The organism is Paenibacillus sp. RC21, assembly GCF_044907935.1.
GTDB classification, from domain to species: domain Bacteria; phylum Bacillota; class Bacilli; order Paenibacillales; family Paenibacillaceae; genus Paenibacillus; species Paenibacillus terrae_A.
On record NZ_JBIYCS010000005.1, the window covers coordinates 308,423 to 321,307 of the forward strand.

The following is a 12,885-nucleotide window of genomic DNA, read 5'->3' on the forward strand; positions in this document are numbered from 1 at the left end:
GGAGCTTTTCATCTTGAGATATTATGTTCTGGATCGCGGGGATCAGCACTCCATGGACTTGAGTCAGCAGTTTCACCGTCTTGCCCAAGAAAAGAATTTCAAGCTGGATGCCGAATCGCCGGAAATCGTCGTGTCTATTGGAGGCGACGGTACTATGCTGCATGCGTTTCATACCTTCATCGACCGACTTTCGGATATAGCCTTTGTTGGTGTACATACCGGTCATCTGGGCTTTTATGCCGATTGGCGTGCGGACGAGCTGGAGGAGCTAATCCACCTGATGAGCCAAAGCGGATCAGAGGGACCCCTTAAACCGAGAATCGTCAAGTATCCATTGATCGAGCTGGAGATTCACAAGAAGTCGGGAAATGCTTCTTTTATTGCGTTGAATGAATTTACGTTAAAAGGGGTCGATGGCACTGTCGTTGCACAAGTGGATATTAACGATGTCACTTTCGAAATGTTCCGCGGAGACGGAATATGCGTTTCTACCCCTTCAGGTACGACTGCCTATAACAAAGCACTCGGCGGAGCTATGGTTCACCCCACCATTGAAGCGTTGCAATTAACCGAGATCGCTTCCATTAACAACCGGGTGTATCGGACACTTGGATCGCCATTGTTGCTGCCCAAGCACCATCATTGTGATATTTTTTCGAGAAAAGATCAGCGTCTTCTGTTGACGGTAGATCATCTGAACTTCCCTGTGGATGATTTGATTTCTGTTCGTTGTCAGGTCTCCAGTCACAAAGTCAGCTTCGCTCGTTATCGTCCCTTTCCATTTTGGGATCGGGTACGCATTGCCTTTCTTAATTAGGCAAGCTGCTTTCGAATACACATAGAACTTAAAAGTACTAGTACAAGCAAAAAGAGCCAACCTTGGCTCTTTTTGCTTGTATGATAGGACCAACTCAATCCATAGTTGATCTTTTTACCAGTAAACAAAAACGGCTCCTGAAATTCAGGAACCGTTTTGTTGTGGAGCTGTGAATGTTTTATTCTTTTTGCTTCCCTCAGCTCTTTCGGCTTTGGCAGCAGGCTGCGCCTGACGCTGGCCTCCAGAATCACGTGAGACGCGGACTTGCCGTCCCTCCCGGTTTTCCTTCGGTTGACGCTCATAGCGTGGGCCACGGGATTCCTTTTTCTCGAAATTCCCTTGCTGATTACGCTGTTTCCGTGGTTCCCGGGCTTGCTGCCCTTCACCGGAAATTCGTCCATCCTTCGCCTCACGTGGTTCTCTCGGCTGACGCGAATCACGTGCTTCTCGTGGCTCACGCTGTCGATTCCCTTCACGTCCTTCTCTGGACGGACGACTTTCACGGAATTCTCGTGGCTGTCGCTCACGCGGTTCCTGGACTTCCCTTGGTTCCCGTTGTTGCAACTCCCGTGAGTCCCGAATTTCCTGAGCTTCACGCGGCTGCTCCACTCGCAGCTCCTCGGTTTCCCTGGACTCGCGACTTGGCTCCGGCCATTCCCGTTCTTCTCCGTCTGCGCGTTGCAGCACTTCTTGCGGCTCTCCGGCTCCAACCGTTTCCATTGGTTCCGCTTGAGGTTCTGCCAACTGTTGATGATCCGGGGAAACGGATTCATCATTGTTTTCATTCTTGCTGAGCACTTCGCGGCTCTTAAGCAGCACAAAATAAGCACAACCGAAATTACAATATTCATTAATGTAATCGTCCAGTACTGCTATGGATGTATCTTTGTTGGCCTTGGGATGCCCGTCACGGTAAAAACCCTTTAGACGTAGCTGATTGTAACCCCAGTCACCAATAATATAATCATAGCGCTCCAGCACTTCACTATACCGATCACGAAAAGCTTCGGGATTCCACCCGTTCTTGTGATCCTGCAACACTTCATAGTTTTTACCACCGATATGAAACAAGCTAATCTGACCGCCTTTCCCGGATCAAGCCTGCGAAAGGGCGCCTTCTTCCTTATGCTGAGCGGCAGATTTCACCTGCTCATGCGCTTGGTAGGAGCTGCGGACCAACGGACCAGATTCGACGTGGCTGAACCCCCGTTGTAATCCCTCTTCCTTTAACTTCGCAAAATCTTCCGGTGGGTAATATTTTTGCACATACAAATGTTTCTCGGATGGCTGCAAATATTGTCCAATTGTCATAATATCGCAATCGACTTTACGCAGATCATCCATGGTTTGTAAGATCTCGTCCCACTCTTCTCCCACACCCAGCATGATACTGGATTTGGTAGGGATGGACGGATTTAATTGCTTTGCACGTTGAAGAAGCTCCAGGGAGCGACGGTATTTGGCCTTGGCCCGAACTTTATCGGACATCCGCTCCACCGTTTCAATATTATGATTCAAAATATCTGGCTTGGCATCCATGACAATACGCAGCGATTCGATATCGCCCATAAAATCGGGAATCAACACTTCTACGCTGCAAAAAGGCAAACGACGACGAATCGCCCGCACCGTTTCTGCAAATATAGTGGCTCCCCCATCCTTCAAATCATCGCGGGCCACACTGGTTACGACACAGTGTTTCAAGTTCATGTTTTCAGCCGCTTCCGCGACGCGTTCAGGCTCCTGTAAGTCCAGTTCCGTAGGCATTCCCGTATTCACTGCGCAAAAACGGCACGCACGCGTACAAATATCACCCAAAATCATAAATGTAGCTGTCCTGTTGGCCCAGCATTCATATATATTAGGGCATCGCGCCTCCTCACATACGGTATGTAATGTCTTGGAACGCATCATGCTCTTGATTTCCTGATAGTTATCGCCTGTCGTGAGTTTAATACGAATCCAGTCGGGCTTGGCTTCCTTCACTTTTCTAGACAATGGCATAGACCTTCTTTCTGATAAGCTTGGGCTGTCATTGCCATACATTATAACATGAAAGCCATGGAAAAACCTCCATTCATTGTTCCCTTTTTGATATGACTTTGATGCCGGAAAAGTAAAATCCTTATATGGATAAAAGCGACGGATATGGCTCAATCTAAACCAAAGCGCCCGTACCGATGCCGTTGGATGCGGGCCTGTAATCTACGGGGGCTGTCAAGCTCCCTTATGAGGAGGTTGGTTCACGTGCCTTACCCTAAACGTACAGTCCGCGCTGTTCGCCTGTTGCCGCTGCTGTTATGTGCTACTACATTAACAATGGCCTGTCCGCTTCCTGCTCAGGCCTTGGCCAAACCTTTACAAACATCATCCCAAAGCATTCAGCAAGCACATGTGGCTACTCCAAATTCCCAGTCATCATTGTATACGTTCAGGCTTGCTCTATATCGTTCCGTCGAAGCCTTGACAGGGATTCCCTGGTACAGGCTGGCCGCTATCGACCAGTATGAACGTACACTTACGATTGCGCATCCCAAGGATCGCAAGCATGCGGAGCGAGTCACAGGTATCTTTGTCACCGCCCCCGTCTGGTCGGGTCTGATGAACCCTGATCCCGAGGATCGGCATCCACGTTCCATTTCTTTTTTTTCCGGATTGGGACAGGACGGTTCGGGTGACGGAATTGCTAACCGTGATGATGACAGGGACTTGCTGTTCAGCATCGCCTCTTATCTCGGTAAATATGGAAGCACAGAGGATGAGTTTTCCATTGCGGTATGGGAATATTACCACAACAGCCGTGCCGTTCAAAGGGTACAGCAGTTTGCCAAGCTGTATCGGACATATGGAAAGCTGGAGCTTGGCAAACAAGCCTTCCCGCTTCCCTTGGGCAGCATTTATAGCTATCGCAGCACTTGGGGCAGTCGTCGGAGCTGGGGCGGTTACCGCATTCATGAAGGAACAGACCTATTCGCTGGCTATGGCGTTCCGGTTCGCAGTACCTGCTACGGCGTAGTGGAAATGAAAGGCTGGAATCCATTCGGTGGATGGCGAATCGGGATTCGGGATCTCAGCAACCGCTATCACTACTATGCGCACCTCTCTGGCTTTGACAAGACCGTTCACAACGGGGACATTGTCAAGCCAGGTCAGATTGTCGGCTGGGTCGGAAGCTCGGGTTACGGCAAGCCCGGTACCCAGGGTAAATTCCCGCCACATCTGCACTACGGCATATACCGGGACAACGGTTGGATGGACTGGTCCTTTGACCCGTATCCGTTATTAAGACAATGGGAGCAAACGGAGCGTAAAGCGCTCAAAACCAGTAAAGTAAAAGGGACCTCCACATAAGGTCCCTTCACATTCCACTTGCCTTCGCTTATGGCGTTGGAGATGAAGTGGTGGGTTCGTCTTGCTGCATCTGTGGAACACTCTCTATGCCGGAATCCGCAGCGCCTCTCTCTATCGAATGGGGTGGCAGCGCCAAATTAGGGGCGATGGCTCCATTTTTACCAACGGGCTTACCCTGATTATCATAGTAGTACATCGGGACATTGCCCACCACGAGCAAATAAGACACCGGAATTTCCGTCTCCACAATCTGAGGCTGCATTTCAAAAGGAATCACGACGGACACCTCCGTCGTAATCCGAATATACACCTCCACCAAAATCATGTTGATGCCCGCATCCTGCTGACGTGTATTTAAATCTACCTTGATTGCTCCATGCGGCTCCACCTTGAGTGGAACCTTCGGGCCATAGGCTGCCAACAGCGGACTACCCAATGCCTGACCGATTGGAACGCTCTCATCAAAATGGCTCATGCTGTCCATCGTTGCCTTGACTGCCTTGAGCGTATCCGAAGTAATTCTCATATGCTCCGCATAATTCAGAACAAAGCCGGAGGTTTTCCCTTGCGCATCCGTTCTCCATTCGATCAGTTTATCAGCGGTCTCCCCCTGCTCCACCTGCGCAGTAATCGCTGAATTAATGGCCTCCGTCGCCATTTGCTTGACCCGCACTTTTGCCAAATGCATCATAGGCGGTTTCAAATGCTGCTCCACATAAGAGGCAATCTGTACGATTCCTACCAGCAGTATCAGCCCCACAATGAGCCATACTCTGCGTCTGCCTTGTCTTCTTCTGTTGGGCCGGCTATGCCAATGCGGTCTTCTCTTCATCCCGATCCCCCCGCAGCGATGAGCTTACCCTACAAGGATATGCGAGGGGTACACGAAAAAGAAGCTGCCCGTCCGGCAGCTCCCTTGGGTGTGCTAAAAATATATAATTCCCGATGTGACTCTTAATTCAGGATTTCGCAAAATATTTAAAAAATACGGTCAATCTTTTCAATATCCGCCTGGCTCAGTTGAACATCCAGCGTTTTCAGATTCGCCAGAACCTGCTCCGGCCCCTTCGCCCCTGGAATGAGGGCATCAATCGAATCGCGGGTCAGATACCATGCGAGCACAACATGAGCGACCTCTGCATTCAACGCATTGGCAATCTGCCGTACCTGCTCCACTTTGTCCAAATTACGAGCAAATGCCTCTCCCTGGAATAATGGACTTTTCGCTCTGTTGTCTGTGAAGGTTGTGTCTTTCGTATACTTACCGCCCAGCAATCCGGAAGCCAGCGGGAAATAAGGCACAAACGAAATGCCATTGGCCTTGGTGTAAGGCAGCAGTTCCTTTTCCGCTTCCCGTTGGAGCAAATTATATTCGGATTGAAGCACATCTACATAGCCGTCACTATTCGCATCCTTAAGTTGTTCAATGGAAAAGTTAGATACGCCTATGGCCTTGATTTTGCCTTCGTCCTTGAGCTTCTTCAATTCTCCGACAGCCTCTGCCTTCGGCGTAGCTTCATCCGGGAAATGGATATAAAACAGATCAATATAATCGGTCTGCAATCTTTTCAGACTGGATTCGACGGATTCACGTAAAAAAGCAGGCGAGTTGTCAACAACAACCTCTCCGTTCACAAATTTGTGTGCCCCCTTGGTCGCAATGACAGCTTCCTCACGTTTACCGCGCTCCTTCAGCACCTCACCGATCAACCGCTCTGAGTGCTCAGGTCCATAAATAAAAGCCGTATCCAGAAAATTGATGCCGTTGTCCAAAGCTGTGCGAACGACTTCTTTGCCCGTTTCATCGTTCAAACCGGAAAAAAGATTATGTCCTCCCACCTTATTTGCACCCAAACCGATTTGCTTTACATATAGATCTGTTTTGCCAATACGCACTTGCTCTGCCAATTCACGTCATCTCCTTTTCGAAAGTTACTTCCATTTTAATATTAAATTCCAAAAAAATCAAAGTGCGTACCTGGCAGTGGCTCTTATCCTTTAATCCCCGTTAAGGCAATCCCTTCCATAAAATACTTCTGTCCTATGGCAAACAAAATAATAGCAGGCAAGACAACAATTAAAGAAGCTGCCATCAAAACGCCCCATTGAGCCGAATATATTCCCTGAAACTGCTGTAGCCCAATCGCCAACGTAAATTTGCTCTCATCATTAAGATAAACCAGCGGTCCCATAAAATCATTCCATGTATTCAAAAATGTAAACAATCCGATAACCAAAATTGCCGACCTCGACAAAGGTAAAATAATGCGAGTAAAGATGGTAAAATGGTTGCCTCCATCCACAAATACAGCTTCATCCAGTTCTCGCGGAAGAGTCATGTAAAATTGTCTGAGCAAAAAGATATTAAAAACGCCTCCACCAAAAAACGAAGGTAACACCAGTGGAACGTACGAATTGACCATGCCTAATGCCTGCCAACCAATAAAAGACGGTATTAGCGTAACCGCAAACGGCAGCATCATGCTGCTTAATAGCACGGCAAATACCTTATCCCTTCCCTTCCATCTCATTCGTGCAAAGCTATAAGCAGAAATCGTACTCGACAGAAGTACACCCGCCAAAGTCCCTGCAACGACGATAAACGTATTCACAAAATAGCGCCCAAACGATAATTCTTCAAACGGCTGTAAAAAATTCTCGAATACAAAAGGCTCGGGAATCCATTTTGGCGGGATCAGGAAAATTTGGCTTAAATCCATCATGGAGCTTCGCACCAGCCAGTAAAAAGGAAACATGCAAAAAAGTGAGCCCACAATGAGAACTGTGTATAGCAACACCCTGCTCCAGCTCCAACCACGTTTTTTCATCCTCAAGCCCCCCCGCCTTCGTAATACACCCATTTTCGGGCCGTCTTGAACAGAAAGGCAGTGAATATCAAAACGACAATAAAGAGCACCCAGGCAATAGCACAGGCATAACCCATATTCGAAAACGTAAATGCCTCACGGAACAAATAAAATGTATAAAACAAGCTGGAGTTGTTGGGTCCGCCCTGTGTCATGACGTAAGGCTGAACAAACACCTGAAAGCCTCCAATGAAGCCCATAATCGTATTGAAGAAAATAGTGGGCGATGTCAATGGAATTGTAATATAGATAAGCTTGTGAAGAGCATTCCCACCGTCAATTTCAATGGCTTCATAATAATGTCTAGGTATATCCTGCAAGCCCGCCAGAAAAATAATCATGCTCCCTCCAACGGTCCATAAACTCATTAAAACAAGAGTAGGGACTACCGACCCTTCGCTATAAATCCATTGACTTTCGGGCAAATGCAGCGCACGCAGGACCACATTTAGCAAGCCAAGATCCGGATCAAACAGCCACATCCAAATCATAGACGATGCAATAAGTGGCACAATGGTCGGCAGGTAAAAAACAGTCCTGAAAAAAGCCAGACCTTTTACCTTTTGATTAAGTAATATCGCCAAAAAGAAAGCTACAATAATTTGAAGGGGCACACTCAGAAACACATAATAAAACGTAACCCCAAGCGATTTATAAAAAAACTGATCCGTTCCGTCAAATAATTGGATGTAATTATCCAGACCAATAAAATGGGCCTGTGAAGCAACCTTATAATCAGTAAGACTGAACCACAGACTGGCGATCATCGGTCCCAGAACAAAAATGACAAAGCCGAGAATAGCAGGGGCGGCAAAAAGCCACCCCAACCCATTTTCTCTCTTGCGAATAGAAGATAATGATTGCATTCTATCCCTCTCTTTCTGTCAAAACATTCACCCTATTCTTTCGGATACGTACCCTTAAATTCCGCGTTAGCCTTTGCGGAAACCTCCTTGAATGCTTGCTCCACCGTTTTCTTGCCTAGCCATACCTGATCCAACGCCGGGTTAATGATAGCATTGATTTTTTCCGAGTTTTTCAGATAATAGTCGTAAGAATTGACACCGTTATGCAGCGTTTGGTTCATGACAGCATCACGGTACCCATCCGCATGACCTGGTTTAACATCCGCCCATTTGCTAATCAAGTCTGGTTCGGTGTACCATTTTTTCATGACAGGCATCCACAATCCGCTAGAATGCATGTCAAGTCCGCTTTCAGCATCCAGCAAGAATTTATAAAACATCCATGCTTCTTCAGGATGTTTGGTTTTGGCAGAAATCACTTCCGGTTCGCCAAACAGGATCGTTTTGCTGCTTTTCAGTTTAGGTAACACGCCTACACCGAAATTCACCTTCGATTCTCCAAGATCCAGTTGAACCCACTGCCCATCCAGATCCATCGCTACACGTTTACTTTGCAGTGCTACGGCTGGGGAAGGTATATTTTTGGACTGCGTCGGCGACGGTGCCACATGATAAACGTTGATCAGATCAGCCATCTTCTGAACAGCTTCAATCACATCAGGATTCTCAAGATTAAGCGAGTCCCCTTTGTCTGAAATGACACTTGCGTTATTGGAAGGCACAAGCAGATGCCACATCCATGTGTCAAACCGAACTCCATACTGTTTAATGTTACTTGCATCGAAATTGGGACTGAGCGCATTATTTCCCGCTTTATCAATGGTGAGCTTTTGTGCGGTCTCTAAAAACTGCTCCCATGTCCAAGCCTCCTCAGTCTTTACTGGCGGCAAAGCAACACCAGCCTTATCAAACAAATCTTTATTGTAATAGAGCGCGAAGGCTTCCTCAGTTACCTTGATCCCTGCCACTTTGTCCTTATCCCAATAGATGACTGAATTAGGAATGAGACTTTCCTTCGTTAGCTCCTTATCCTCCTTCAAAAATTCATTTAAATTATATAGTTTGCCTTGTTCGGCCCATTGCAGAGCCTGTGCTTTATAAATGGGAAATACATCGGGTGCCTGATTGGCAGCAAACATCGTCGTTAATTTGGTAACGTAGTCCCCGGGGATATGCATATAGTTGATTTTGATCCACGGATATTTCTCTGTGAATTTTTTGGCGATTTCCTGTTGAACTTTCTTTTCATTGGTGCTCCCCCAACTGGCATAAGTCAGTGTCACTTGCTCGTGACCCTGCAAATCTACTGGCTTGCTGCTGCTCTCATTTGAACTACAGGCTGACATAAGCCCAACGATCAAGCACATGCAGACGATCCATAACTTTCGTTTTAACATGAGTAACGCCCCCAAACCGTTTATTTTTTTATCCTTTCGTTTGTTACTTCGTCACTAAACCCATTTTAGCAAACGCTTACATTATTAAAAGTCGTACTCTCATTGGATTGGTGTCATTTGATTAGATCTATGAATTTCTCCGATTCGAATCAGGACAAATGTCCCCTTGCCTGCTGGCGAGTGGAGCGTAACCCCATATTCCATCCCATATAACAGCCGTACTCTTCTGTCTACATTTTTAATGCCCGTTGAACGGATTTCTCCAGCTTGAATTCGGCGTATATGATCTTCTTGAATTCCTAATCCATTATCCTCGACTTTAAAACACACCAATTGCTTCTCGATCCAGGCTGTGATCCTAATCCGACCACCTGATTCCATTTCGGCGAAGCCGTGAATAATTGAATTCTCCACGAAAGGCTGTAAAAAAAGTTTGGGAACTTCCATCTGAAGCAAAACCGGATCAATATCATATTCCACCGTAAACTTGTCCTCAAAGCGATTCTGCATAATATAAATGTATTTTTCCAGCCAATTCAGATCTGTCTCCAAGCTCCATGTGTCGTTTTTGTTTCGGGTCGTAATTTGCAGCATTTCCGCCAGACTAATGATCATCTGCCCTAATCCTTGCTGTTTATGTTCTAATGCAATCCAATACATGGTCGTTAAGGTGTTATACAAAAAATGAGGATTAAGCTGTAGATTAAGTGCCATTAACTCCGACTCTTTGGCTCGCAGGCGTGATTTGTAATTTTCCTCGATTAAATCTTTAATTTTTTCATTCATTTGATTAAATCGGATCACCAGATCCCCTAGTTCATCATAGCCTCGTTCAGGAATTCGAATATCAAAATGCCCCTTCTCCATCACTTTCATCGCCTGTTTCATATCCGTGATGGGCTTGCTGATGTATACAGACAGTAAATAAGCAAGGATAACGGCAATGAGCATCATAAAGCCTAAAAAAAACAACGTGTAGGTGCGAATCGTCGACAGATGTTCCAATACATCTTCCATGGGAATAGCTATATAAGATACCCAGCCTGTTGTCTTCATCGCTTCGTAAACAAGTAGGATAGTTTGACCCTTAACGTTTACCATTTTCATCCCTTGTTCCGAAGTAATGGCATCCTTAAGCCAATCCGCCACGGGCTCTCCCTCTTGTTGCTGTAGGTCTGAACTAATGACCATCCCGTTTTTATCATGAATCATACCGTAGGATAGATGTGCAAATCCGCTACGGGCTGCGTAATCTTCAAAACCCCCTTTTAACAAGTCAGGACGGAAATTCAATATAAGTATTGGCTTTTCCTTTCCCTCCGGAAGCGTGTGGAAGGTTCCCGCATCATCTATTGCAGTCAAGTGAAGCTGCTTCACCACAGCAAATAAAGAACTAAACTCATAGGAGCCTCGTTTTAAATCCTGCTGATGAAATGTATCGGCATACGAATAGGCGGGAATCCACTTGGTAGCCCCCTCTGCTTCCACCGCCGTTGTCGCCAAGGGAGAAGAATAAAACGGCTGAACGGGAATATACATCCGATTGGTGCTTCCGTATGCATAATTTCGCGTCATAATCTGGGAAGCGTATACTTCCTCCATATTGCCAAAGTATCTGTACAAAATTTTCGTAATGCTGCGATCAGCTCGTAAAAGCGATGAAGAATCCGAAATATCCACGTCCGTAATGGTCTGAAGAAGGTCATGGTCGATCGGAATCATATCTACGGTTTTTTGAATAGCAGTTAGCTTGTTATCCAGCAGCTGGTTATTACTACGCAGAACGCTTGTAACGCTATCTGTTACGTTTGTAGTAATATTCCGTGCGCTCGTTTCGAAGTAAACAAAACCCAGGATCAAAACCATAAAACCAGACAACAAAAAATAGGACAGCATCAATTTCGTACGAAAGCTACTGTCCAAAAATTTTTGATACATATATTTAACTTGGCGCATCGTACCTTCCTTTCCCCTAACGATCAATTAAATTTCCTACGAAATTCTTCCGGTGTATGCATTACGTTTTTTTTGAAAACTTTAAAAAAATACTTGATATCTTTATAACCAACCTGTCTACTAATTTCTACGACCTTGGCGTCTGTATGCAGCAGTAAGTGCTGAGCCTTTTGCATCCTGAGCTTCACCATATATTCTGTGAACGAGAGTCCAAAATAATTTTTGAACAGAATACTAAAATAGGACGCATTATAGTGGAAGCGCCGGGCCACAATCTCCAGACTTAGGTCTTCATGTAGGTGCGTGTCCAGAAATTCCTTGCACTTTTTCATAATGGGTTCGCCTTTGGAACCGCTATGAAGCTCAAGGATCAGTTCTTTAAGCCATGATGCAACACGATCCTGGAGGTCCTGAAGACATGTGGCTTCCAAGACAGCTTTGTTCATCTGCTCCGAATGACGCGAGTAAAATTCTTCACTCCACCCTATATTTAACCTTTGTAAACTAACCAATAGGAGCTGTATCAATTTCGTTTTAAGCGCTTCAGGTGCAGGATACCCTTGCGTCATTCGTCCAATGAAATGTTGCACCTATCCAATAGCTGATCGGTCTCTTCATTCGAGATAGCGCTTTCAATAAATTTCAAATTGGTCATTTGTTCGTGTGCGCTCATTTCCTGTACCGGCTGTTCATCATCTGAAACGACAAGGTCCAAACATCTGATGTGAGGGGTATAAAAACGCATGGAGATGAGGCGAACGGCCTTTTCGAGAGATTGGCTTATTTGCATCTCATCAAAATCAAAAGGTTGACCCCAAGCAGACCAGATCGAAATAGATTGCTGCTGCCCCATCTTTTCCAGTCCAACTTGAAGTGCACTTTTGGCCTCCTTACCTTCAACCCTGTCCTTCCAATTTACAACTGCGACCACATGCTCTTTATGGGATTCGAGTGGAAACACGACAGATGACGCCCAAGGCCGCAATATTTCAGCAACCGTATTACGGAGTAGGGAATCCCACTCATGAATATCCTCCGGGCGGGAGGCAGATGCTCCCAACGCGAGAACCTCTCCTAGCCCCTGCCATCCAAAGTGACTCTTTAACAGGCTTTTCTCGTGAGCCTGTAACTTGTCTGTCACCCATTTGCTAAACAAATGCTCCAAAAATGCAGGCATACTCTGCTCGATCTGGTTCAACGCCGTTCGATTTTCGCTGAGTGCTTCCTGTTCTTGTACAATTACCTTTTCCATGTGTTGAATCACTTCAATTAGCTTCTGCGATTGCACGGGTTTCACCAAATAATCATTCGCCCCGTACCGCACCGCCTGCTGTGCATAGCTAAATTCCTGGTAGACTGTCACTAAAATAACTTTGGTCTCATGCTGACCGGATGTTCTCAATTGTTGGAGATATTCAAGTCCATTCATAATCGGCATTTGAATATCTGTAAAAACGATCTGGATCGGTTTGGACAACGAAATGGTCAGAGCATCTTTCCCGTTCTTGGCTTCCCATACCTCGTATTCGGGACGTAAATCCCTGACCATGGCAGCCAACCCTCGACGCTGTCTAGTTTCATCATCTACAACAAGCACTCCCAGCGGGATCGAATTCACTGACTCCCCTCCT

The 12,885-nt window shown here is 46.1% G+C and carries 12 protein-coding genes; 2 read left to right on the top strand and 10 right to left on the bottom strand.

The features are described 5' to 3' along the window. The first annotated feature begins 13 nt into the window (after positions 1-13). Complete coding sequence (locus ABIA61_RS18505) at positions 14-817, top strand: NAD kinase (protein WP_014277899.1); 804 nt, start codon at positions 14-16, stop codon at positions 815-817. Positions 818-961: 144 nt separating this feature from the next. Here ABIA61_RS18505 and ABIA61_RS18510 read toward each other — a convergent pair whose 3' ends face one another. Together ABIA61_RS18510 and lipA are read right to left on the bottom strand one after the other, a co-directional pair. Continuing rightward, positions 962-1,888, bottom strand: coding sequence for a YutD family protein (locus ABIA61_RS18510; protein ID WP_283653211.1), 927 nt, complete (start codon positions 1,886-1,888; stop codon positions 962-964). 24 nt (positions 1,889-1,912) lie between these two features. Continuing rightward, complete coding sequence (lipA, locus tag ABIA61_RS18515) at positions 1,913-2,815, bottom strand: lipoyl synthase (protein ID WP_283653212.1); 903 nt, start codon at positions 2,813-2,815, stop codon at positions 1,913-1,915. Between the two features lie 249 nt (positions 2,816-3,064). Here lipA and ABIA61_RS18520 point away from each other — a divergent pair, with 249 nt between their 5' ends. Continuing rightward, on the top strand, positions 3,065-4,168 hold the full coding sequence (locus ABIA61_RS18520) for a M23 family metallopeptidase (RefSeq protein WP_283653213.1): 1,104 nt from the start codon (positions 3,065-3,067) through the stop codon (positions 4,166-4,168). A 28-nt stretch (positions 4,169-4,196) separates the two neighbouring features. On the opposite strand, the gene yunB is transcribed toward ABIA61_RS18520, so the two are convergent. The 8 genes from yunB to ABIA61_RS18560 form a co-directional block, all read right to left on the bottom strand. Further along, positions 4,197-5,000, bottom strand: coding sequence for a sporulation protein YunB (gene yunB, locus ABIA61_RS18525; RefSeq protein WP_283653214.1), 804 nt, complete (start codon positions 4,998-5,000; stop codon positions 4,197-4,199). A 146-nt stretch (positions 5,001-5,146) separates the two neighbouring features. Further along, a complete protein-coding gene (locus ABIA61_RS18530; RefSeq protein WP_283653215.1) occupies positions 5,147-6,076 on the bottom strand; it encodes an aldo/keto reductase in 930 nt (309 codons plus the stop codon). Between the two features lie 83 nt (positions 6,077-6,159). Further along, the gene (locus ABIA61_RS18535; RefSeq protein ID WP_283653216.1) at positions 6,160-6,996 is read right to left on the bottom strand and encodes a carbohydrate ABC transporter permease; all 837 of its coding nucleotides are present in this window, start codon (positions 6,994-6,996) and stop codon (positions 6,160-6,162) included. 2 nt (positions 6,997-6,998) lie between these two features. Next, a complete protein-coding gene (locus ABIA61_RS18540; protein WP_404581111.1) occupies positions 6,999-7,901 on the bottom strand; it encodes a carbohydrate ABC transporter permease in 903 nt (300 codons plus the stop codon). Between the two features lie 32 nt (positions 7,902-7,933). Next, positions 7,934-9,298, bottom strand: coding sequence for an ABC transporter substrate-binding protein (locus ABIA61_RS18545; protein ID WP_283653217.1), 1,365 nt, complete (start codon positions 9,296-9,298; stop codon positions 7,934-7,936). A gap of 99 nt (positions 9,299-9,397) precedes the next feature. After that, on the bottom strand, positions 9,398-11,254 hold the full coding sequence (locus ABIA61_RS18550) for a sensor histidine kinase (RefSeq protein ID WP_283653218.1): 1,857 nt from the start codon (positions 11,252-11,254) through the stop codon (positions 9,398-9,400). A gap of 23 nt (positions 11,255-11,277) precedes the next feature. Beyond that, positions 11,278-11,844, bottom strand: a complete 567-nt coding sequence (locus ABIA61_RS18555; protein WP_404581112.1) for a helix-turn-helix transcriptional regulator — start codon at positions 11,842-11,844, stop codon at positions 11,278-11,280. Next, positions 11,820-12,872, bottom strand: a complete 1,053-nt coding sequence (locus ABIA61_RS18560; RefSeq protein ID WP_404581113.1) for a response regulator — start codon at positions 12,870-12,872, stop codon at positions 11,820-11,822. Before ABIA61_RS18560 ends, ABIA61_RS18555 begins: the two co-directional genes overlap by 25 nt. Between the last annotated feature and the right edge of the window lie 13 nt (positions 12,873-12,885).

Coding starts and splice junctions, on each gene's coding strand:
- ABIA61_RS18540 (WP_404581111.1), bottom strand. CDS start 7,901: ATGCAATCATTATCTTCTATTCGCAAGAGAGAAAATGGGTTGGGGTGG.
- ABIA61_RS18545 (WP_283653217.1), bottom strand. CDS start 9,298: ATGTTAAAACGAAAGTTATGGATCGTCTGCATGTGCTTGATCGTTGGG.
- yunB (WP_283653214.1), bottom strand. CDS start 5,000: ATGAAGAGAAGACCGCATTGGCATAGCCGGCCCAACAGAAGAAGACAA.
- ABIA61_RS18550 (WP_283653218.1), bottom strand. CDS start 11,254: ATGCGCCAAGTTAAATATATGTATCAAAAATTTTTGGACAGTAGCTTT.
- ABIA61_RS18535 (WP_283653216.1), bottom strand. CDS start 6,996: ATGAAAAAACGTGGTTGGAGCTGGAGCAGGGTGTTGCTATACACAGTT.